The sequence below is a fragment of the Chloroflexus aurantiacus J-10-fl genome (assembly GCF_000018865.1).
Classification (GTDB): Bacteria; Chloroflexota; Chloroflexia; order Chloroflexales; family Chloroflexaceae; genus Chloroflexus; species Chloroflexus aurantiacus.
Genome location: NC_010175.1, coordinates 262,067 through 283,925 on the forward strand (window position 1 = coordinate 262,067; position 21,859 = coordinate 283,925).

Consider the following 21,859-nt stretch of genomic DNA (forward strand, 5'->3'; position numbering starts at 1 on the left):
CGGTATCATCGGGTTCGTTAGAACAACAGATTCGCCAGTCGCCGCCGGGCCGGGCCTACCAGCGGATGGTCGTCACCGAGCAGAGCAAAGAGGGCGAGCAGTGCCTTGCGGGCACCATCATCCCGGAACGCTCGATCACGAGCGACCAGTGTTAACAGATGCTCTATCGCGGTGGCATAATCACCACTCCGCACTGCAATCGCTGCCTGGCGGTACAGCCCTTCGCTACCATCTGCCGGCTCTGCCGGCGCATTGACCAGATCGGCGATAGCCAGACCGGCAATCGCCCGGCCACCGAAGGGACCACCTGCCGGAACCTGCTTGAGCGTCGTAATGCCTTCGGGATCGCCGCGCAAAGCGAGCAGCCGCCCCAGATGGAAGAGCGCCGCCTCGTTATTTGGGTCTTGCCCCAGGATCAGGCGATAACGGGCAATCGCCTCAACCGGATTGGTTGCTTCGAGCGCCTGTGCCATCGCCAGCAGATCGGCATTACGGTCAGGCACGATCCGCTTCAGCCAGGTACGTACCTGACTCTCCGGCAACGCACCGGTAAACTCATCAACGATTTTGCCCTGATAGACCGCTTTGACGGCGGGAATACCCTGAACCCGGAACATCTGGGCCAATCGTGGGTTTTCATCCACGTTAATCTTTGCTAACACCCACGTCCCACCTGCTTCGCGTGCGAGCCGTTCAAGCGTCGGCCCAAGTACACGGCAGGGACCACACCACGGTGCCCAGAAATCGATGACGACCGGCGTCTGCTGTGAGCGTTGGAGCACCTCACGCTCAAAGGTTGCCTCGGTCACATCAATGACGACAGCCTGGGCAGTAGCTGGATTGGCTTTGTTCGATACTCCGGTGATCATGCCTGTTTTCTCCTTGCACCGATATAGTTTTCACTGTAACGTAGTGTACCAGAAAGCTGTTGAAGATGTGTCTACAAAGTGTAAGAAGAGTGTCAATCTTCACCTGCGCTGCAACTCCTGACGCAACAGGAAGATATAACCTACCCCCACAATGCCGGCAAAGGTAAACCACTGCAACGCATAGCTCAAGTGCGGCCCTTCGTCGAGGCGGTACGGATCGGGCGGACGGGGCAACGCACTGCTCCCATCGGGCAATTGCTCGATGAAGAGCGGTAAGAGCGGCGCACCGACCTGCTGCTGGATTGCCGGTACATCCACCCGTAACCAGGCATTGATGCGCGTTTCACCCGGTAACGGTAGATCGCGCCCGGCCAACGGACTATCAGGCCGTACCTGCGGTGCCCGCGCAATGCCTTCAATGGTCACCGGACGAGTAACAGCGTAGGCAGTAGCCGCACCCTGGGCCGAGGGAATCCACCCCCGATCCACCAGCACGGCTTGATCACTACCGGCAATCTGCAACGGGGTCAGCAAATGCACACCATCAACGCCGCTATCGGAACGGCGTCCACGCAGCACAACGCTCTCTTCATTACGGAACGTGCCACTCACCACCACCCGCCGCCCGATAACTGTGGCAGGATCAGTTGCAGGTGTCAGCGGAATCGCCGGTTGGGAAAGTGCAGCAAGCCGGGCAGCATTCGCTGCGCGCCGCTGCGCCAGTCGATCAAGCTGCCAGAAACCAAGCGTTATCAGGGTGACAAAAATGATCAGCGCGAACAGATGCTTGGCGATCCACCAGCCGCGCAAAAGACGATGAACGCGAGGAGAGGTTGTTGATGTCATCATGTGAGTACTCAAACGTCGTGCGTGTATACTTCGTCTGAGTGAGCAAGACTTCCTCTCTCATGATGCATCCATGCAGATGAAGGTAACATCTTGCCCACTTTCATAAGGAATGATACCACGTTCAGATGGTGTGCCGTCTACCAGCTCCGCTGCATAGTGCCCACAGATCGATCCCTCCCCCTCATGCGGTACAATATCTTCGATAGTCGCTACTGACTATCAGGACAGCGAAAAAACACAAGGAGGAAGAGTCGCATGGCACGCAAGCCTAGTCGGCTCGAATTTGCCGTAATCGGTCTTGGTCGCTTTGGGCGCAGTGTAGCGCTGAATTTAATCGAACGAGGCCACACTGTGCTGGGTATTGATCGCGACCCCAACATCGTGCAACAACTGGCCGACCGTATGACCCAGGTGGTTGCCCTGGACTCCAGCAACGAAGACGCGCTGCGGGCGGTTGACATTATGTCATTCGACACCGTTGTGGTCGCGATTGGCTCGCAATTTGAGGCCAACCTGATGACCACGGTCGCGCTCAAGAGTCTGGGTGTCAAACGAGTTGTTTGTAAAGCGCTGAACGAACGTCAACAGTACATCTTAACCAGGGTCGGTGCCGATATGGTGGTGCTACCCGAACATGAAGCTGGTGCCCGGCTGGCCTGGCAACTGTCAGAACCCCATGTCCTGGAGCATCTTAATCTCGGTTCCGGCTTTAGCGTCGCCGAAGTGCGAGTTCCGGCTCCATTGGTCGGCCAGACCCTGATGCAGAGTGGATTACGTCGGCGATATGGTATTAATGTGCTGGCCGTTAAACACAACGGCAAGATGATTGTCACCCCACCACCCGACTATGTCTTCAGCCGCGATGATCGGATTCTGATTATTGGCGCCGATTCGAGTATCAGCACCTTCTGCGATCTATCATCATGACAGCACTTGTTACTGGCCGCAATCTGGCTCGATTGCGGCGTAAGCCGATCCCACCACCTCTCCGGCTGGTCGGTGGGTTAGCCTTGTTAATCGTTATTGGCACGCTGCTACTGCTGCTTCCAATTAGCAGTACCCGGCCACTCACATTTATGGAAGCCCTGTTTACGGCGGCTTCAGCGTTAAGCGTGACCGGTTTATCGGTCATTACGCCGGTACAAGACCTCTCGCTGGTAGGGCAAATCTTGCTGATGTTGCTTATCCAGATTGGCGGTGTCGGGTTCATGGTGGTAGCCGTGATCATCTTCCGCCTGCTCGGTCGGCGAATCAGCTTTACCGACCGGATTGCCCTAAGCGACTCGCTGGGTCTGCTCTCGCCGGCAGCAATCGTCACGCTCACGCGGCGCGTGCTGATCACCGTAGTAACTATCGAAGCCATTGGCGCCATGCTGCTCTACATCCACTGGCGTACCGATCCCCGCCTCAGTGAAGGTCAGGCATTCTTCTATGCCCTGTTCCACGCTGTTTCTGCATTTTGTAACGCTGGATTTGACCTCTTCACCGGCACGCCCGGTTTTGAAAACGGTATTCCACGTGATAGTATTACTCTGTTTATTATGGGAATGCTGATCCTGACCGGCGGTCTGGGGATTCCAGTGATTGCAGACCTGATTTCGTATGCCAACGAACGCAAGCTCTCGCTGCACACGCGCATCACCCTGCTCGTGGTGAGCTTCCTGGTCGGGATAGGCACGTTCGGTCTCTGGCTCAGTGAGGGCTTCGACGCCGACGGCACCCTCCACGGCCAACCGCTCGACCGCCAGCTTATTGTGACCACCTTTCAATCGATCTCAGCCCGTACTGCCGGCTTTTCCGGCATGGATAGCTTTGAATCGTTGACGCCTGCCAGTCAGTTGTTGCTCATTGCACTCATGTTCATTGGTTGTGCGCCGGCATCAATGGGAGGCGGCATCACGACCGGCACCTTTGCCGTACTGTCAATCTCGCTGTGGAGCTACGCCCGTGGCTTGCCAACCGCGCAGTTTGCCGGGCGCAGCCTGGCTACCGGCATGGTACGCCGGGCCGCCGCCGTGCTCACCATCTCTCTCTTTGTTGTTCTCCTTGCATCCTGGCTCATTGTCGCCACCCATGATGCAACTCTTGACCAGGTTGTGTTTGAGGTGGTGTCGGCATTTGCCACCTGTGGCCTCACCCTCGGTTTTACCAGTGAGCTAAACACGTTTGGTCAGCTTATCATCATTGCGGTGATGTTTTGGGGACGCCTGGGGGCACTTACCATCATTACCGCCATAGCCCGCCAGAGCGCGACTCCACAACAGATCACCTATCCCGAAGAGCAAATCCTGATCGGATAACCTATGCGTCACCTGTACCTGCACATTCCCTTCTGTCACCGGCGCTGCTCCTATTGCGATTTTAACACCTACGCCAACATGGAGCACCGGATTGAAGCGTATGTTGATGCGCTGTGCCAGGAGCTGGCAATGTTGCGCGATCAGCTACCGCCATTGCCGGCATCGCCCGAAGCGGCGGCCTTACGCCCCAGCATCTTCTTCGGCGGGGGCACACCCAGCATGCTCTCGCCGGCGCAGATCGAACGCATTCTGCAAGCCGCAGCGGAGATCGTGCCACTGACAGGAGCGGAAATCTCGCTCGAAGCCAATCCTGGCACCGTCCTGGGTCGCGATTACCTGCGCGATCTGCGTAGTCTGGGGATCAATCGCCTCAGTATGGGGGTACAGAGTCTGCATGACCCGACGCTACGGATGCTGGGCCGCATTCACACAGCAGCCGAGGCTTATGCCAGTTTCAATGACGCCCGTGCGGTTGGGTTTGAATCGATCAACCTGGATTTTATCTTCGGCTTGCCGGGGCAGGATATTGAGCAATGGCGGGCAACCCTCACCGAGATTATCCGATGGGAAGTAGACCATATTGCCCTCTACTCGCTCATCCTGGAAGAGAACACACCGCTTTACGCGCAGGTCACCGCCGGACGCTTGCAGATTCCCGATGACGACCTGACCGGTGCAATGTACGAACTGGCGATGGAGATGCTTGGCGCTGCCGGCTATCGCCACTACGAAATCTCAAACTGGGTGCGCCCATCTGTATCCGACCGCCCCGATGCACCACCGGCCCTGGCCTGTCAGCACAACCTGGCCTACTGGCTCAACAGCGACTATCTTGCCGCCGGTGCCGGCGCCCATGGCCACGTCTTTCCGCAACGTTACGCGAATCTACGCCCTATCGACAGCTACATCACGGCTGTGCAATCTGGTCGGCGACCAATCGCCGAAACCACCCTGCTCACATCCGCCGATCTGGCAGCAGAGACCATGTTCATGGGGCTGCGTCTCGACATCGGGGTCGGATTTGCCCACTTCGCCGCCCGTGTCGGACAATCACTGCTGGATTACTACGGCCCAACGCTCGAACAGCTCAGTCAGCAGGGATTGATCGAATGCAGCGCACAGCGGGTCTATCTCACCCCGCGTGGACGGATGCTCGGCAACCAGGTCTTTGCACATTTTGTGTAAAAAAGACATCATTTGTACCGCAATCGATCATATCATGCCCCCTGGATTGCGAGAGTATGTCAAGCGGGGTCCACACTCTCTGCTATAATGATGGTATGAACAACAACATAACGCTCGAAGAAATTGCGCGCCTGCCCACGTCATATCAGGTCGCGCACATCCGAATCGAACCAAATATCATCCTCGCCCCGATGGCCGGGGTCACCGATAGCATCTTTCGCCGCATGATCTTGCGGCTGGGTGGCTGTGGCCTGGTGAGTACCGAGATGACCAATGCGGCCAGTGTTAGCCCCAAAGCCCTGCGCCGACATCGGTTGCTCGACTATTTGCCTGAAGAGCGGCCTTTGACGATGCAAATCTCCGGCAACGATCCTGATCTGGTGGCAAATGCGGCGCGGGTCGTCGAACAATTGGGGGCCGACATTATCGACATCAACTGTGGCTGCCCATCACCCAAAGTGACCGGTGGTGGCCACGGATCAGCGCTGCTGCGCGATCTACCGAAGATGGAACGGCTCTTGCGCGCCGTGCGCGAGGCGGTCCAGATTCCGGTCACCCTCAAGTTTCGTGCCGGCTGGGACGAACAGAGCCTCAACTTTATTGAAGCCGGGAAGCGGGCTGAAGCAGCCGGCGTATCTGCACTGGCCCTGCATCCACGGACGCGCGAACAGGGGTACAAAGGTCAGGCCGACTGGTCGCGGGTAGCTGCACTCAAACAGGCCGTCTCCATCCCGGTGATCGGAAGTGGCGACGTGACCAGCGCTCACGACGCGCTTATCCGTCTGCGCGACAGCGGTGCCGACGGTGTCATGATCGGACGGGGAGCAATGGCCAACCCCTGGATATTTCGCCAGATCGCCGATCTGAGGCGGGGAGTGACGCCATACGTACCGACGCCGGCAGACAAACGCAACCTCTTGATCGAATACATGACCATTTGCGCCGAGGAACTGCCAGAGCGGCTGGCGCTTAACAAGATCAAACAGTTGATCGGTCAGTTTCATGTTGGCCTGCCCGGCAGCAACCACCTGCGGGTAGCCGTTCACACATCAACCAGCCTGGCCGAGGCACGTGACGCCATCGAACGATTTTTTGCCCCATTCCTCGAATCAGACCGAGTCGTGCAGGAAATGGTAGCGGCGGATTAGCCGTTTGCCGGATAAGCGGTAGCCGGTGACACGGAAACCTGTTCACCGACTACCTGACCTGAACGACAGTTGAGCAGAGCCTGCCGACCAACACCCCAATCATTCTCTAGGGTAGATCAACCTGCTTATCAGCAGCCTGATCGTCCTCTCGTGATCTTCAGGCAGCCGGACAACCCATCCACCTTACACTGCCAGCGATTACACCCGGTGGTGGCGCATCTGGCATGCTAATTATCACCATCACCAAACAAGTGAACTATAGCCTTCACCAACAACACTATAAGATCACCTTCAACAGGCACATCTAAAAACATTCTCTGCAACCTTAGTGTTGGTAATACACTCGTTACGAGCTATTACTAGAATGCCAACCATAGAAAAAGAGTAATTCACTTAGCAATCGTCGTATAGATACTATTCACCATGCAACTTTTGCAGCGTATTATTTGACATGACCAACATATAAACCTGACAGGCTATGGTATCGGCAACACCTTCCCGTCTTTTACTTAGGGTATCCACTTAGAGAGGAGTGACTCACTTACTAAAGGCTTAACCTAATTATCAACAAAGGGAGAACCTATATGAAACGATTCCTGATCCGTTTCTGGGTTTTCTTGCTGATTGTCACGCTACTGCGTGTTGACCAGCCTATGCACGTAGTTCAGGCAGCAGGGTTTGTTGTTAATAGTCTGGCCGACGATACCGTAGATAATGACCTTTGTACTCTTCGCGAAGCGATTCTAACCTCTAACAATATCCCTCCAAACGATGATTGCGGCCCCGGCAGTGCTGATGATGATGTTATCACGTTTAGCGTAAGTGGAACAATAGTTCTAAATACGCCGATGGTAAATATTACCAGTGGACAAGGGGCATTGACCATTGATGGCGGCAGAAATATCGTCATCAGTGGAAACAATCTTGCTATATTTACCGTCGCTGTCGGTGCGGATCTCACCCTAAGCAACCTGACAGTTACTGATGGCAATGCGACGCTTGGTGGAGCGATCAATAACCTGGGAGGTACAGTAAATATTATCAATAGTACCTTCTCCAACAATGATGCATCAAATCTGGGTGGAGCAATTTACAATACAGGTGGTATCGTCACAATCACCAGTAGCACTTTTACCAATAACAGTTCAGCTACTCTCGGTGGAGTTATTTATAATACAGGTGGCACGGTAACTATCACTAATAGCACCTTCTCTAATAATAACGCAGCTTTACTTGGCGGAACCATTTACAACGTTAGCGGAACTATCAATCTTTACAATACTATCGTTGCAAATAGTGGTAGCAGCGGTGATTGCGTGAACCTGGGCACAATTGGGGCTGCCTATAATAACCTGATTGAAGATAGCACCAATGCCTGTGGCTTGATAAATGGTGTGAATGGTAACATTATCGGGTCTGATCCTGATTTAGGCCCCCTGACAGGTGCTCCCGCCTACTTTCCTCTAAATACCGGTAGTCCGGCGATTGACAATGGGAGCAATGCTTACTGTGCAGCAACCGATCAGCGCGGCGTTTTACGGCCACAGGATGGCGATGGAAACAGCAGTGTGGTTTGCGACATCGGTGCATATGAAGTAGATATTGCCACCCGGACGGTGGTGAACATCACCCGCGCCGGAGCTGATCCCACCAACGCCGCTACGGCGACCTTTACCGTCACCTTCAGCGAGCCGGTCACCGGCCTGGACAGCGCCGACTTCAGCCTCACCACCACCGGCAGCATTAGTGGCGCGAGTGTCGGCAGCGTGAGCGGCAGTGGCGCGTCCTACACCGTTACCGTCACTACCGGTAGTGGCGATGGTACTCTGCGGCTGGACATTCCAACCGCTGCCACCATCACCGACCTGGCCGGCAATACCGTCGGCGGGCTGCCGTTCACCGGCGGCGAGAGCTATACCATCGACAAGACCACCCCGACGGTGGTGAACATCACCCGCGCCGGAGCCGATCCCACCAACGCCACTACGGCGACCTTTACCGTCACCTTCAGCGAGCCGGTCACCGGCCTGGACAGCGCCGACTTCAGCCTCACCACCACCGGCAGCATCAGCGGCGCGAGTGTCGGCAGCGTGAGCGGCAGTGGCGCGTCCTACACCGTTACCGTGGCCACCGGCAGTGGTGATGGCAGTCTGCGACTGGACCTCAACCCATCCGGCACCGGGATTACCGACAGCGCCGGGAATGCGATTAGCGGTGGCTTCACCGGCGGCGAGAGCTATACCATCGACAAGACCACCCCGACGGTGGTGAACATCACCCGCGCCGGAGCCGATCCCACCAACGCCACTACGGCGACCTTTACCGTCACCTTCAGCGAGCCGGTCACCGGCCTGGACAGCGCCGACTTCAGCCTCACCACCACCGGCAGCATCAGCGGCGCGAGTGTCGGCAGCGTGAGCGGCAGTGGCGCGTCCTACACCGTTACCGTCACTACTGGCAGTGGTGATGGCAGTCTGCGACTGGACCTCAACCCATCCGGCACCGGGATTACCGACAGCGCCGGGAATGCGATCAGCGGTGGCTTCACCGGCGGTGAGAGCTACACCATCGACAAGACCACCCCGACGGTGGTGAGCATCACCCGCGCCGAAGCTGACCCCACCAACGCCGCCACGGCGACCTTTACCGTCACCTTCAGCGAGCCGGTCACCGGTCTGGACAGCACCGACTTCAGCCTCACCACCACCGGCAGCATCAGCGGCGCGAGTGTCAGTAGCGTGAGTGGTAGTGGCGCGGCCTACACCGTTACTGTCACGACCGGCAGCGGCGATGGCAGCCTGCGGCTGGACATTCCAACCGCTGCCACCATCACCGACCTGGCCGGCAATGCCGTCGGCGGGCTGCCGTTCACCGGCGGTGAGAGCTATACTGTGGATCGGAGCCTGCTGACCGTCACCATTAACCAGGCTCCTGCACAGACAGACCCGGCCATTAGCAGCCCGATCCGCTTCATCGTGATCTTCAATAAGCCGATTAACCCGACCACCTTCACCGCCAGCGATATTACGCTCGGTGGTAGTGCACCCGGCACACTGACTGTCACCATCACCGAGATTGCGCCAAACAACGGCACTACCTTCGAGGTAGTAGTCAGTGGGATGAGCGGCAACGGTACGGTCATCGCCAGTATTCCGGTGAATGTCGTGCAAGACCTGGCAGGGAACGGTAATACGGCCAGCACCAGTACTGACAACGAGGTGACCTACCAGCCTGAAATTCGTATCTATTTGCCGGTGATTATGCGGTAGGATCGTGGCTTCATCGCTCCCTGGCCCCTCCCTTCTCCAGGCTTCCGGGAGAGGCGAGGGGTCAGGCTATTGCGCAGCATCATCATAAATCAACAACCCGCCTTTGGTCACACATTTGCCACCTGCAAGCTGCAAGTTTCATAGCCACTGCTCACCGGCGCGATCCTGCGGCCTGCACTCTCAGAACAATCACACTGCCCTGATGTGAGAGACCTGAAGACCTGCCAGTTGTGATACTATGAAATACAGTGAAAGAGCGAAGAAAGCAGACAGGCAGTAGTATGCATGACGGGTATCTGTTTACACTGGGGATTTGTGGCAGCGCTGAAGAGGATGATCCGGGGCCGGTAATGTTAAACAGTTTGCTGGCCGCGCTACCGCCGGTCAAACGAGCTGCGTTTTTAGGGACAATCCCATCAGATCAACCCGATCAGCTTATTGCTGAGATAATCACCGACATGCGTGACGCCGAGTTGATCGTGATCGTCACTCCGGCTACCACACCACAGCTCCCGAACCGCCTCAACAACCTCTTGCGTGCAGCTTACGCTGCCGGGGTTGGCGGTCGCTTTGCCACACTCATCGCCGTCGGCCCATATGCCGCTGCTGTGTTGCCCGCATTGCAGGCTGCGGCAGCCACGTGCGGTCTGCGGATAGCCAGCACCTGCGCTGCCAACACTGACGATGAACCACCCCTGGCCGATGTACAGGCGGCTTACGCTACTGCACGCGCTGCTCTCGCCCCGCACGCATTGCCACACTGAAAAGAGCACATGCAGGCTATGACGACCCCACGCATTCCGGCAAACAAAATCTGGATCGCCGATGAAGCCATCTACTACCTGCTCGCACGTCCGGCGCTCAAACGGAGCTTCGATCACGTCTGGTTTGCTCAATACGGCCCGCGTCCCGACCCACGTCACGGCCCGTACATCTTCTACCTTAACCATTCAGCGTGGTGGGATGGGTACATGATGATGCTGATCCATCGCGCCATCATGCACCGTGCGTTTGATAGTTATGTCATGATGGAAGAGCGTCAACTACGTGCTTACCGCTTCTTCACCTGGTGCGGTGCATTTTCTATTGAACGACGCGATCCTGATGATGCGCAACGCTCGCAGCTCTACGCTGCGAATCTGTTACGCGAACGGCGAGATCGAGCACTCTACATCTTTCCGCAGGGACGGATCGAGGCAAACGACTATCGGCCACTGACCGTTTATCCCGGTATTGCCCGCATCGCTGCACTGGTCGGCGATGTAACCCTCTGCCCGATTGCTTTACGCTACGAATTTCTGGGCCAGCAATGGCCACACGCTTTCGTCCAGATTGGCCCTGCCCATCCACCGGCCAGTCGCGATGATATTGAAGCAATCCGGCGCGATGTGGCAATGCGCCTGACGGATGCGGTTGACCGATTACGTACTGATGTGATCGAGCAGCGGCTCGGTCGCTTTCAGCCGCTGCTCAGTGGACGCTGGGGCATTGACCGCACCTGGGACGCAGTCAGGGGTTGGTTTCGGCGACGCGGCGGAGACGACGGGCCAGCCGCGGTAGCAGCCAATCGCCTGCGAGCACGATCATAATCAAACCACCAATCAGGGCGGGCAAGACCTGACCACGGGCAAGATTGACTACGACAAACATCGTCAGATTGGTCAGGTAGAGCACTGGTGGCAGCCAGATCATAAACGGCTGTGGCGTATGACCACGGCGAGCGGCTGATCGTCGCTGATGGAGCAACACCCACGACAGGATCAGACTCGTCACCCACCACGCGATAAAGTTGGAAGCCGGAATGCCGTAATAGACTCCACCCTCTGCGCTTGACCAGACCCAGTAACGGTTGATATAGACGGCAAACGGCTCAATAGTTACGTCAAGTAACAACGCGAATGATGCCGCCGTCAGCACGCGAGTTGGATTAAGCTGATGATCATTGACCGGCTTACCATCGCGGTGGCCGATGCGCTCGGCCACACCAACTGCCGCAACCACGATCAAGAGCCAGGCAAACGGGATTGCCAGTGGCACCACGCCAAAAATTTGTGGTTGCAGCACATCGGTGTACGAATAGCTACCAAAAGGGAAGCCTGTGGTTGCCCCCACATGCTCAACCGCCCAGGATACGACCAGGATCAGACCAGCAGCAATCGCCCCCCACCACCGATAACGAACCGTCAACCAGAATCCCATGAGCGTGCCTTGCAAAATAAGCAGCGCTCCTCCCATCCACGTTCCCCAGACCGGCACCTTATCAAGGGCCACCAACACGATTGCAAAGGGATAAATGAAAAGGTAGACAGCAAAGAGCGTGACAACAGCACGACGCAAATTCTGTAGTATAGACTGATCGGAAAACATAGAGTAGTATATCCCTGATAAATGGGTCATACCATTCGGTAGCCCCTATAGTTGATTATAGATTCGCTTTCATGGCCTGTCAAAGCCATGGCGTTATATTGAAATCTGACGGTGAAGACAGCGACTAATGAACCGGCCAGAGCCTGAGAATAGCAGAGTCACGGCCAGACAGATAGATTCCAGCGCTAACGTTAGAAGGTCATTGAAAATGAGAATTTGCTTAGTACCTTTTCCACGTGATTGACGGGCAGATACCCGGTACGACGCAAACCCAAAGCACACTCACTGATGAACCCTTATCCGCTTCGCATGCCACGTAATATCACACCTTCATTGATACTAGAACTTATTTCACAAAAGCTGTGCAGTCGTGCTCCCAGATGGTCGCCCAAGCGCATGAACACTTGCCAATCGCTAACGTCAGCTTATTCTGCTGCCAGGCTGCTGGTATGGCAGCGAGGAGGGCTGACGACGATCTCCAGTGCCATCGCACGCTGAATTGGGTGCCTTGCCCGCTCGTCATGCCCGTGTCGCGGCGTTTGGAGTGCGGCAGCATGGCTGCCGCAGCAGCCGCGCTCATGATCAAACGCGTGGCACGCCGTTGACCCTGCTGGTCACGGGGATGCGGTAGGTGCTCGTCGCAATCATAGAGTCGGTCAGGGATGAATGAGATGCCTTCTCATAGCCGTTTTTTGAAATTGATACTACTGATAATCGTTATTCATCAGTCCAATGATGGCATTTGACCCTTTCCGAGGGGTGGGATTCCCACCCGAACGCTTCCATCACCCGTACCACCGTCACCAAATGAGAGCGGAGGAAGGCTGAGGAGCAGGCATCCAGCCTGCTCCACGAGTGGCACACATGTTATATGCCACAACAAAGTATTACCACGGCACAGTTTTACGAGATACGTTCGACAAAGCAACAAACTACTTATGAATTTTCTGCTTTATTCCTCATCCTGAACAGCTATTTCTTGACAAAACTGTTATTGTGTTTAGGTACCATTTGTGCTAAACTGAATTTAGGAGAAAAGTACTATTGTCACCGGCGCCACCTCTCAACTGACAACCTTTGCAACGGCGCAGGGTAGGGGTCAGGGGGTGTCTCATGGTTAACACAAATGGTCATCCGGTGCGGATTCTCCTCGTTGAGGATGATAATAATATCGGGCGGATTATTGAACTGGCAATGCGCAGCATTAATACGCCCTACGAGTTTGAGTCGGTTCTCAGTGCGGAAGAAGCACTCGAACGCTGGGAGGCGCAGCCATTCGACTTGCTAATCAGCGATTACAATCTGCGGGGCATGAATGGTGTGCGATTAGTCAAGACGTTGCGTGAACGAGGCTATTATCCGGCAACCCTCATGGTTACCGCCTACGATTCAGCAGAAGTTCGCGAGGCTGTGAAGGAAGCTGCTATTGATAGCTACATGACCAAGCCCTTCTTTATCGATGAACTGATCGAGAACATTAAGCAACTTCTGCCTGGCAGTAAACAAATGCGAGAACGGATTATTAACGGTTAGTTTCCGTCACCAACTACCTGCAACCTCGCAAAAGGCTCAATAGCGCTCATCGGGGCAACCCTGGCGGTTGCCCCGTTACATCTCAATCCAGCAGTGCAGGTGTCCGGTGAAGCGGCAGCAGACCGGCGGTCTGTTGTTCAGGAGAGGGTAACGCAGATTCAGCCGGTTTATCCGAGGCGGCCATTAAGAGAGCACCCTGCGCCTGTAGCCGTCGTCCCAGCGTAAACAGCTCATTACTCAACGTCAACCGTCCATCTGCCATACGCGCCGCGGTCGTGACCAGTTCAGCCCGTCGAAACTGGGTGAACGGTGTAGGGTTACCGGCCTCAATCTGCTCGATCAATTGCCGGCGTAATGCCTGCAACTCAACCGGCACCTGCTGAGCAGCGATCAGCAATTCGAGCAGCGTTGGTGATAGCCCGGCTGCTAATTGCACTTCAATTGCCGGTAGATCGAACACATCAACTGTGGCGAAGAGAGCCATCGCCACGGTATAGTCTTGATTATCGAGCGTAATTGCGTGCCATTCGCGGCGACACAAAGTGGTGTAGTATTGACGAAAAACGGTGCGATCAAACCGATCCCCTAATAAATCCGTTGCTACGATCAGGGCCGCTTCAGCCCGTGCATCGTCAATCGCTCCGTCAGAACGCCCACGTGGCCCCAGCAAGGTCTTATCGATATCGATTAACACCGCAGTCTGCGCCCACGGAACCCCACGAGCCGTCAACGTGGCTGCCCACTCGTGCACAAGCGCCCAACGGGTCGCTGTTGCCACCACGCCCTCCCAATCGAGCGTCGCCGGTGCAACCGGGCGATCAACACCGATGAAGCCATATGCAGCGACCTCGGCAAGCGCCTGGAGGTGCAGGGTCAAGAGTCGATCATTCTCGGTATCCCCGATCACAACAACGTGTGTCAGCGGTGGCCCATTCCGCAACGCCTGAGCAGCACGTGCCAGTGCCAGAATGACCCGCGCATACGCCGTATCACGCTTCCGCGGCGTTGCATTGGCAGGTAAGCCGAGAAGCGTGCGCAGTGCCGGCAAGCCGGGCAAGCTGGCATCGCAAGGTTGTAAATCGCGATAAATGACGCGATCTTCGGTCAGATCAGCAATCGTTGCCCAGGCACTCATGCCAGCCACCCCTGTGCGTGCATCAATTCGGCATTGAGAATAGAGGCACCGGCGGCGCCACGAATTGTATTGTGACTCAGTGCAATCAGCTTGATATCGAACAATGAGCATGGACGGATGCGGCCCACAACCGTTGCCATACCACGTCCGGCATCGCGATCACGGCGTGGCTGTGGCCGATCCGGCTCGTGGCGCACGATAATCGGTTGCTCTGGTGCGGTAGGCAGCCGCAATTCCTGGGGTAGAGCACGGAAATTACTTAGCACCGTCGCAATCTCTGCCGGATCAGCTTTGCGCTCCAGCTCAATTGAGAGACAGACCAGATGTCCCTCTAACACCGGTACCCGATTGCAATGGGCTGAGGTCGTGAACCCAGCCGGCACAATCGTCTCCCCCTCTAACCGACCGAGCATCTTTTGAGGTTCAATTTCCAGTTTTGGCTCTTCCCCACCGATATAGGGGATGACATTGTCAACCACATCGTAGCTGGGCACACCCGGATAGCCTGCACCAGAGAGAGCCTGCATACTTACCAACAGCATCCGCCGCACGCCAAACGTATCAAGCAGTGGGCGTAAGACCATCGTTGCCGGCGTGGACGTACAGTTAGGATTGGTCACAATCGCCCCTGACCAACCACGGCGCCGGCGCTGTACCGGAATCAGGGCCAGATGATCGGGATTCACTTCAGGAATAATCAGAGGTACATCCGGCTCCATGCGATGATTCGAAGCATTGGAGCAGACAATATGCCCGGCTGCTGCCAGACGCTGTTCAATCGGGCCGGCGACCGTGCTGGGGAGAGCAGAAAAGACGAGCTGAGCCGGTAGATCGGCATCGGCATCGAGCACGGTGAGATTGGCGACGGCTGCCGGCATCGGGGTGTCGAGTACCCATCGGCACACTTCGTGATATTTCTTCCCTGCACTGCGCTCGCTACCGGTCAATGCAACAACCTGAAACAATGGATGTCCTTCGAGTAATTGAATAAAGCGCTGGCCCACTGCACCGGTGGCACCAAGCACTGCAACCGGAATTGTTGCCATCTGTAACCTCCTGGCGATAGCACATTGTCACCCCACATTATACCCGCTTCTGAACAGTTGCATACACAACAAAATCTGTTGTAATTTGCTCACCAAAGTTGTGAAAAAAGTCGGCAAAGGTATGGCATTTTACCAAACGATGATGTATAATTTCCGTGATACCTGAAACATTTTTCATTTTTGCCCCGTTTCATGCTCCTCCCACGACGCAGGAGTCGTTCGTCAGGTAGTGTAATACGTGATCATTGTCGATCACAAAGGAGGGAGCAGCACTATGATCGACCCACTCGTCCAACGCTTGCTAGAGCAGGTGCTCGACACACCAACCAAGCTGCACATGCTCCTGATGTTCCATGAGCATCCACGCTGTGAATTGACCGCAGCCGCAATTGCCGAGCGGCTCTTCCGTGATATTTGGAGTGTAGAGCAGGCGCTTGAAGACCTGACTGCTGCCGGCTTCCTGTCAGTAGCCCAGGTCACAGGTGGTCAACCCGTGTATCGATACACACCGCCGCCGGAATGGCACGAGGCAATTCGGCGTCTTGTCCGTAGTTACAATGATCCTATCGAGCGTGATATGATTCAGCGTACCATTCGTGATCTGTCAGTTTATGCTTCATTTCGACGCAGTGAGCTGGAACGGTTTGAGTTTGTCTGACAGCACAGCAGGGGCAGTTCATACATCCCTCTGCACCCCTTCCTGAATGGGAATGCAGAGCTGAGCAAATTCTGGTTTGACCATAGCTTTGCCCAGCCACACGTTGGACGGTAACACTATTCACATCCGACAGATGAAGAAAACAGTTCAACACCTCTTACCGATAAGGTAAAGGTGTTGTTCTTATCTGCATTCCCATACGACATATTGTCTCCAGCGATCAGCAGAGGATGAGGCATAGTCTGTAACCTACGGCCCGTAAGGAAACTGACCCGTCCCGCTCACCAGTTCACCTGGCGAATTACTGCTCCGTGATAGCGTCGTAAACTGTACCGTCTCGGTCAGTACATTACCGTAGATGTCAGTTATGCGTAGGGTAAAGGGGCCGAGTTCGCCATTGGCACACTGACACTGTCTGATGAAATAGTTGTATGTGGTTCGGTTCAGTTGTACCCATTGTCCCTGGGGTGTACGATATTCCATGCGGGCAATCGGATTACGATGATGGCGAACCTGAAATGCCAGCCACCACGGATTACTGCCATCCTTAAGATGAAATTGCACCGGCCCGCTAAGTGGTGGACTGATCACACGCCAGGTGATCGGAACTCTTCCCCAGGCGCGTGGGGCAATGCGATCAAAGGCTTCGGGGCTGAGATCGAGATGGTTTTGCCCACAACCGGGGTTGTCCGGGCACATATCAACAATCCGTACCACGACACTACCTTGCGGCCCGAAGACCTCAACATACGCACCGCAGTAATCGGCATTTCCGTAATTGAGGTAGCTGATCGCGGCAACCATCTTATCGCCTGGAATGGGATCAAATAGACAACTCCCGCTGCCATCGGCTTCGAGATAGAAGGTAGCTTCACCGCTCAGCAGTGGATTTTGGGCCGGACGTACCACTAAAGGCAGATGAACACGATACGGAGGTTGGGTAAAGACTGGGTTGGCAATAAGCCAGAAAAACCCTGTCAGGCAGATTACGAGAGCGATCTGTAACCTTCCGGCAGACCATTGCATGCAGAACCTCTTTCAACCCCTCCCATGACCAGTGTGCTGAGGAGCATCGGATAGAAGTCACCGTCTACCGCAGAGACAAAACCATGCTTCGTCTCTGCGGGTTGGCTACCTCTTCACGTGTCAGTTTAGTCAGCACTCGCTACCAGTTGCTCTAACCGATCAACATACGAAGCCATTACGGCAAAGGTACGTTCAACCGGTTCAGGGGAAGCCAGATCAACACCAGCCCGCCGTAAAATATCGAGCGGGAAGCGCGAGCCACCGGCTTTCAAAAACTCGTTGATGTAACGCTCGGCAGCTCCAGCCTCGCCGGCAATAATCGGTGCAGCCAGCGCATGCGCACCGGCAATGCCGGTTGCGTACTGGTAGACGTAGAAATTGGCGTACAAATGGGTTGAGAATTGGGCCCAGGTATTCCCGACCCGTGCTCGATCAACGACTACCTCGGTACCGTAGCCCTCGGCGAAGAGATCGGCCATCAGGTCGTTAAAGATGGTAGCAGTCAAGGGTTGACCACGTTCGGCGCGCTGATGGATCGCCAGCTCAAAGCGTGCCAGCGTCGGCATGATGAAGAAGTAACGGTGAAAATTGGACATGGCCTCTTCGATAATGGCAATTTGCGCATTACGGTCAGTTAAAGTCTTGAAGAGATAATCACGCACCAGTGCCTGATTGAAGTTTGAAGCAACTTCAGCCAGAAAGAGGCCGTAATTTGTGTAGATCACGGGCTGAGTGCGTCGGGTATAGTACGAATGCATCGAATGGCCTAATTCGTGGGCCAGGGTACTGAGACCGAAGATGTCATCGTTGTACGACATCATGATAAACGGGTGAGTGCCGGGCGCACCCGTCGAGAAGGCACCGGCCCGCTTACCACGATTTGGGTAGACATCGACCCAGCGCTGTTCACGCAGACCACGCCGCATAATCTGGACGTATTCCTGCCCCAGTGGCGCCATACCCTCGCAGATCCAATCGACGGCCTGCTCGTAGGGCACAACCAGCGGTGTCGCCAGGGGAGCTTTGGTATCGTAGACGTGTAACTCATCAACCCCCAGCGCTGCCCGTCGGACTCGCCAGTAGCGGTGCCAGATCGGCAAATGACGCTCGAAGGTCGCAATCAGGTTATGGAAGACTTCGAGCGGAATAAAATTCGGTTTCAAGGCAGCTTCCAGAGCCGAAGCGTAACGACGAGCACGGGCAATGAAAACATTCTGCTTCACCCCGGCAGCCAGACACTGGGCCATCGTATTTTCAACCGCAATGTGGGCATCGGCATAGCCTTCCCAGGCATTCTTGCGGAGTGTACGATCTGGATGCGTAATTAATGCGTTGATCGTACCCTGAGTGATTTCGTGGGCTTCCCCATTGCTATCGTATGCCGGTGGGAAACGCAGCTCGGCATTGGCCAATACGCCGTGTACGGCACTGGCGGCAGCGAAGGGATCACGCACCTGTCCCAGCAACTCTTCCACCTCGGCTGAACGAATATGAGCTGCCCGCGCAATCAGACGCTCGAAATAGTGGTAGTAGGTGTTCAGATGCTCATCACGCTCGGCCCACGCCAGCAACTGATCACCACCGATGGCCAGCAACTCCGGTTCACCAAATGCCAGGGCTGCACTGGCGCGTGCCTGCAAACCAATTGCCCGATCACGCATCGCACTTGCTTCGCGGTCATTGGTGTCAACGGTATAGAACATGGTAGCGAACACCGTAATCTGACCAACATTACGCAGGATGTCCTCACTCAGCGCCAGAAACTCGCCAATCACCTGCGGCCCTTCCTGCAGGCGACCGCGAAACTGAGCAGCACTGGCGATCATGGCATCGGTCTCGGTGATTGCCGCTTCCCACGCCTCCTGTGACGGAAAAATGCTGTATGGATCCCACTTGTACTGATCGGGGATTGCGCTACGTTCTTTCACTGTCTGCATAGTCATTGTCCCTTCGATACGATAGCGGTTCGCAGGTATTATACTCTCCCAACGACAAACCGTATTTGCGGTATGGCCGATGGTGCCCGCAGCAACATATCAGCACGGGTAACATACCTTCAGATCACAACTATATACAACTCGCCTCCACTGCATTCGATGCAAGCGACAGCATGACAAAGCCATCCGCACGTCGTTCATCCAGACAGGAGACACACCTCATGCGATGCGGTTCGAATGACAAACGAGTGCCTGGAGGAGACAACATCCTTGCCTGAAAGCCAAAAGTTGTTGGCTCATGTTCAAACTCGGTGCAGTAGAGTACACTCATACGTGCCCTTGCGTCGTAGTAAAACCCAATGATTGACCGGCTGCACCACTTCTGAACATGAGCCAAGTTGTTTATCGTTACAGTATCTCCATCATTGATTACCAAGGAGGTGACAATGTCATCGGAACAACGTGCCACCCTCTTGCATCGATTCGAGCGGATCAGCGAACTGCCGATGCTCTTGCTGTCATTTGGCTTCCTGATCATCTTCCTCCTGGTTGAGAGCAACGTGTTTGAAGCAACGATCACCCTGGTTCTTGATGGACTGCTCTGGCTCATTTGGGGGATATTCCTGGCTGAACTGGTGGCAAAACTCTACCTGGCACCTGATCGTCTACACTATCTACGCTCACATTGGTTTGAAGTCATCATCATCGTCTTACCGTTCCTTCGCCCCCTGCGTCTGCTGTGGCTACCCATCGTGCTCGCTCGTCTCTGGAAGCAATCGCAGCGTGCTCTACGCCGCAAGATGCCGGCATTTATCGGGGTAAGTAGCCTGGTTATGGTATTGATTACCGCGACCCTGATGTTCATCGCCGAGCGGGGTTCCGGTGGCCCGATCACATCATTCGCCGATGCCATCTGGTGGGCACTGGCCACCATCACAACGGTCGGCTATGGGGACACCTATCCGGTGACCGCATTGGGACGGGGAATTGCCACATTTCTGATGATCGCGGGGATTGCTCTCTTCGGGCTACTAACAGCTAACGTAGCGGCCTTCTTTGTTGAAGAAGATACGGTTGATCGCAGTCAGGCCGATCTAGCAATGATTAACGAGCGTCTTGCCCGGATTGAGCAATTGTTGGCGGAGATAGTTCAGCGAGAGGCACGTGAGCGATAACAGTATGGCGGGGCTGGCGCGACTCGAACGCGCAACCATCGACTTAGAAGGTCGGTGCTCTATCCATTGAGCTACAGCCCCGTATGCCCATACTATACTGCAAACCGGGCAATTCTGGCAAGATCGATCCGGCAGTAGAATGCTTAATTCGCCGCAATCTGCTCAAAACTCAATTGATAATTTCGGGTTGCCACATCACCCAACCGTGACGGCCAGCGCCCGGTCAGAGCCTGGGTAATCTTGCCGGCATGCTCGTGGGAATTCTCGATGAATAGCGTATAGCGCTGCTGAATCCCGGCGGCAACGGTACCGGCCAGATACAAACCCGGCACGTTCGTCTCCATGGTTGCCGGATTGTAGAGCGGAACTCGATTCGGCCCTTGCAAGACCACGCCAGCCTGTTCGAGCAGACGCTGATCACCACGAAAGCCGGTTGCCAGCAACACAAAATCGGTCGGGTGGTAGAAGTGATCAGTGGTTGGTTGACCATCTTCGTCAGTATGTGCCAGCACCACGCCGCCGCTATCGATAGCAACGGGTGTTGTGCGTGCTAAAAACCGAATTGTACCTGCCTCAACCTGCGCCAGAAAATCGGGCAATAACCAGTGCTTCACGCGCTGCGCATCTAGTTGTGATCGGCGATACGCCAGCGTCACCTGAGCACCGGCACGCCAGCAACGCAGTGCCGCCTCGACCGCCGAATTCTTGCCACCAACGATCAGCAACCGACGCCGAAAGTAGTCGTGTGGATCGCGAAAATAGTGACTGACGTGCGGTAAATCCTCACCGGGAATATTGAGCCGGTGCGGATAGTGCATATCGCCGATAGCCAGTACCACACGCCGGGCACGATAACGACGCTCACCGCTATGCGGTCGGGTAATCAGCGTAAAACCCTCGTGGTCGGGAATCAGATCGCTTACCGGTTCGTAGCTCTGGATATGCAGATCGAACAGCTCGACGACCGACCGCAAATACGCCAGATACTCTTCGCCGGTAATCCGTTGTTGATGATTGTTTTGAATCGGCACCCCGGCAATTGCCAGCCGTTCGGTCGTGCTGAAGAAACTGGTATTGCGCGGCCACCACGTCATCGTATACCCAATCTGATGTGCATCGAACTGAATATAATCAACCCCGGCCTGTTTGAGACAGACCGCTACTTCGAGACCAATCGGGCCGGCACCAACGATTGCCACGTCGTGCTCAGCCGTAAGCGGTAATTCCTCGTAGTGCATGAACTCTTTCCTCCGTTGACGATATGAATTATTCCATGTGTATCATACCTGGAAACAGGTACGACCATCTCAACTTCGATGTACATGACTGACGGTAGAACATCCTGGATGATCAACAAGTGTC

18 protein-coding genes and 1 tRNA gene are annotated in these 21,859 nt (G+C 55.4%); 10 read left to right on the plus strand and 9 right to left on the minus strand.

The features are described 5' to 3' along the window. Positions 1 to 17 precede the first annotated feature (17 nt). Both CAUR_RS01040 and CAUR_RS01045 read right to left on the minus strand, forming a co-directional pair. On the minus strand, positions 18 to 869 hold the full coding sequence (locus CAUR_RS01040; RefSeq protein WP_012256114.1) for a tetratricopeptide repeat protein: 852 nt from the start codon (positions 867 to 869) through the stop codon (positions 18 to 20). Positions 870 to 968: 99 nt separating this feature from the next. Next, positions 969 to 1,718 (minus strand): SURF1 family protein, encoded by a 750-nt coding sequence (locus CAUR_RS01045; RefSeq protein ID WP_012256115.1) that lies wholly within the window; start codon positions 1,716 to 1,718, stop codon positions 969 to 971. Positions 1,719 to 1,973: 255 nt separating this feature from the next. Between CAUR_RS01045 and CAUR_RS01050 the strand changes: the two genes are divergently transcribed. The 7 genes from CAUR_RS01050 (at position 1,974) to CAUR_RS01080 (ending at position 11,209) form a co-directional block, all read left to right on the plus strand. Further along, entirely contained in the window at positions 1,974 to 2,645 is a 672-nt protein-coding gene (locus tag CAUR_RS01050; protein ID WP_012256116.1) for a potassium channel family protein, read from the plus strand. Next, the gene (locus CAUR_RS01055) at positions 2,642 to 4,018 is read left to right on the plus strand and encodes a TrkH family potassium uptake protein (protein ID WP_012256117.1); all 1,377 of its coding nucleotides are present in this window, start codon (positions 2,642 to 2,644) and stop codon (positions 4,016 to 4,018) included. Before CAUR_RS01050 ends, CAUR_RS01055 begins: the two co-directional genes overlap by 4 nt. 3 nt (positions 4,019 to 4,021) lie before the next feature. Then, the gene (gene hemW / locus CAUR_RS01060; protein WP_012256118.1) at positions 4,022 to 5,203 is read left to right on the plus strand and encodes a radical SAM family heme chaperone HemW; all 1,182 of its coding nucleotides are present in this window, start codon (positions 4,022 to 4,024) and stop codon (positions 5,201 to 5,203) included. A gap of 95 nt (positions 5,204 to 5,298) precedes the next feature. Continuing rightward, positions 5,299 to 6,351 (plus strand): tRNA dihydrouridine synthase DusB, encoded by a 1,053-nt coding sequence (gene dusB / locus CAUR_RS01065; RefSeq protein WP_012256119.1) that lies wholly within the window; start codon positions 5,299 to 5,301, stop codon positions 6,349 to 6,351. Positions 6,352 to 6,935: 584 nt separating this feature from the next. Further along, entirely contained in the window at positions 6,936 to 9,620 is a 2,685-nt protein-coding gene (locus tag CAUR_RS01070) for an Ig-like domain-containing protein (protein WP_012256120.1), read from the plus strand. Positions 9,621 to 9,901: 281 nt separating this feature from the next. Further along, complete coding sequence (locus tag CAUR_RS01075) at positions 9,902 to 10,384, plus strand: hypothetical protein (RefSeq protein WP_012256121.1); 483 nt, start codon at positions 9,902 to 9,904, stop codon at positions 10,382 to 10,384. Positions 10,385 to 10,402: 18 nt separating this feature from the next. Next, positions 10,403 to 11,209: a lysophospholipid acyltransferase family protein gene (locus CAUR_RS01080; RefSeq protein ID WP_012660405.1), complete on the plus strand. Its 807-nt coding sequence runs from the start codon at positions 10,403 to 10,405 to the stop codon at positions 11,207 to 11,209. On the opposite strand, the gene CAUR_RS01085 is transcribed toward CAUR_RS01080, so the two are convergent. After that, entirely contained in the window at positions 11,130 to 11,987 is an 858-nt protein-coding gene (locus CAUR_RS01085) for a carotenoid biosynthesis protein (RefSeq protein WP_012256123.1), read from the minus strand. The two genes, CAUR_RS01080 and CAUR_RS01085, sit on opposite strands and share 80 nt — an antisense overlap. Positions 11,988 to 13,100: 1,113 nt before the next feature. On the opposite strand from CAUR_RS01085, the gene CAUR_RS01090 reads away from it, so the two are divergent. Continuing rightward, on the plus strand, positions 13,101 to 13,520 hold the full coding sequence (locus CAUR_RS01090) for a response regulator (RefSeq protein WP_012256124.1): 420 nt from the start codon (positions 13,101 to 13,103) through the stop codon (positions 13,518 to 13,520). A gap of 82 nt (positions 13,521 to 13,602) precedes the next feature. Here the strand turns inward: CAUR_RS01090 and CAUR_RS01095 are convergent, their stop codons facing one another. Next, positions 13,603 to 14,655 carry a hypothetical protein gene (locus tag CAUR_RS01095; RefSeq protein ID WP_012256125.1) on the minus strand — a complete coding sequence of 351 codons (1,053 nt, stop codon included), beginning with the start codon at positions 14,653 to 14,655 and terminating at the stop codon, positions 13,603 to 13,605. After that, positions 14,652 to 15,701 (minus strand): aspartate-semialdehyde dehydrogenase, encoded by a 1,050-nt coding sequence (asd, locus tag CAUR_RS01100; protein WP_012256126.1) that lies wholly within the window; start codon positions 15,699 to 15,701, stop codon positions 14,652 to 14,654. Before asd ends, CAUR_RS01095 begins: the two co-directional genes overlap by 4 nt. Before the next feature lie 274 nt (positions 15,702 to 15,975). On the opposite strand from asd, the gene CAUR_RS01105 reads away from it, so the two are divergent. After that, positions 15,976 to 16,359, plus strand: a complete 384-nt coding sequence (locus CAUR_RS01105; RefSeq protein WP_012256127.1) for a hypothetical protein — start codon at positions 15,976 to 15,978, stop codon at positions 16,357 to 16,359. Positions 16,360 to 16,608: 249 nt separating this feature from the next. Here CAUR_RS01105 and CAUR_RS01110 read toward each other — a convergent pair whose 3' ends face one another. Both CAUR_RS01110 and pepF read right to left on the minus strand, forming a co-directional pair. Then, positions 16,609 to 17,385 carry an expansin EXLX1 family cellulose-binding protein gene (locus CAUR_RS01110; protein ID WP_012256128.1) on the minus strand — a complete coding sequence of 259 codons (777 nt, stop codon included), beginning with the start codon at positions 17,383 to 17,385 and terminating at the stop codon, positions 16,609 to 16,611. 125 nt (positions 17,386 to 17,510) lie between these two features. Then, positions 17,511 to 19,322, minus strand: a complete 1,812-nt coding sequence (gene pepF, locus CAUR_RS01115) for an oligoendopeptidase F (protein ID WP_012256129.1) — start codon at positions 19,320 to 19,322, stop codon at positions 17,511 to 17,513. A 446-nt stretch (positions 19,323 to 19,768) separates the two neighbouring features. On the opposite strand from pepF, the gene CAUR_RS01120 reads away from it, so the two are divergent. Then, entirely contained in the window at positions 19,769 to 20,497 is a 729-nt protein-coding gene (locus tag CAUR_RS01120; protein ID WP_012256130.1) for a potassium channel family protein, read from the plus strand. 5 nt (positions 20,498 to 20,502) lie between these two features. Here the strand turns inward: CAUR_RS01120 and CAUR_RS01125 are convergent. Both CAUR_RS01125 and CAUR_RS01130 read right to left on the minus strand, forming a co-directional pair. Further along, positions 20,503 to 20,578, minus strand: a tRNA-Arg gene (locus CAUR_RS01125). Positions 20,579 to 20,640: 62 nt separating this feature from the next. Continuing rightward, positions 20,641 to 21,735, minus strand: a complete 1,095-nt coding sequence (locus CAUR_RS01130) for an NAD(P)-binding domain-containing protein (protein ID WP_012256131.1) — start codon at positions 21,733 to 21,735, stop codon at positions 20,641 to 20,643. Positions 21,736 to 21,859 lie beyond the last annotated feature (124 nt).

Coding starts and splice junctions, on each gene's coding strand:
- CAUR_RS01040 (WP_012256114.1), bottom strand. CDS start 869: ATGATCACCGGAGTATCGAACAAAGCCAATCCAGCTACTGCCCAGGCT.
- CAUR_RS01045 (WP_012256115.1), bottom strand. CDS start 1,718: ATGATGACATCAACAACCTCTCCTCGCGTTCATCGTCTTTTGCGCGGC.
- CAUR_RS01050 (WP_012256116.1), top strand. CDS start 1,974: ATGGCACGCAAGCCTAGTCGGCTCGAATTTGCCGTAATCGGTCTTGGT.
- CAUR_RS01055 (WP_012256117.1), top strand. CDS start 2,642: ATGACAGCACTTGTTACTGGCCGCAATCTGGCTCGATTGCGGCGTAAG.
- hemW (WP_012256118.1), top strand. CDS start 4,022: ATGCGTCACCTGTACCTGCACATTCCCTTCTGTCACCGGCGCTGCTCC.
- dusB (WP_012256119.1), top strand. CDS start 5,299: ATGAACAACAACATAACGCTCGAAGAAATTGCGCGCCTGCCCACGTCA.
- CAUR_RS01070 (WP_012256120.1), top strand. CDS start 6,936: ATGAAACGATTCCTGATCCGTTTCTGGGTTTTCTTGCTGATTGTCACG.
- CAUR_RS01075 (WP_012256121.1), top strand. CDS start 9,902: ATGCATGACGGGTATCTGTTTACACTGGGGATTTGTGGCAGCGCTGAA.
- CAUR_RS01080 (WP_012660405.1), top strand. CDS start 10,403: ATGACGACCCCACGCATTCCGGCAAACAAAATCTGGATCGCCGATGAA.
- CAUR_RS01085 (WP_012256123.1), bottom strand. CDS start 11,987: ATGTTTTCCGATCAGTCTATACTACAGAATTTGCGTCGTGCTGTTGTC.
- CAUR_RS01090 (WP_012256124.1), top strand. CDS start 13,101: ATGGTTAACACAAATGGTCATCCGGTGCGGATTCTCCTCGTTGAGGAT.
- CAUR_RS01095 (WP_012256125.1), bottom strand. CDS start 14,655: ATGAGTGCCTGGGCAACGATTGCTGATCTGACCGAAGATCGCGTCATT.
- asd (WP_012256126.1), bottom strand. CDS start 15,701: ATGGCAACAATTCCGGTTGCAGTGCTTGGTGCCACCGGTGCAGTGGGC.
- CAUR_RS01105 (WP_012256127.1), top strand. CDS start 15,976: ATGATCGACCCACTCGTCCAACGCTTGCTAGAGCAGGTGCTCGACACA.
- CAUR_RS01110 (WP_012256128.1), bottom strand. CDS start 17,385: ATGCAATGGTCTGCCGGAAGGTTACAGATCGCTCTCGTAATCTGCCTG.
- pepF (WP_012256129.1), bottom strand. CDS start 19,322: ATGCAGACAGTGAAAGAACGTAGCGCAATCCCCGATCAGTACAAGTGG.
- CAUR_RS01120 (WP_012256130.1), top strand. CDS start 19,769: ATGTCATCGGAACAACGTGCCACCCTCTTGCATCGATTCGAGCGGATC.
- CAUR_RS01130 (WP_012256131.1), bottom strand. CDS start 21,735: ATGCACTACGAGGAATTACCGCTTACGGCTGAGCACGACGTGGCAATC.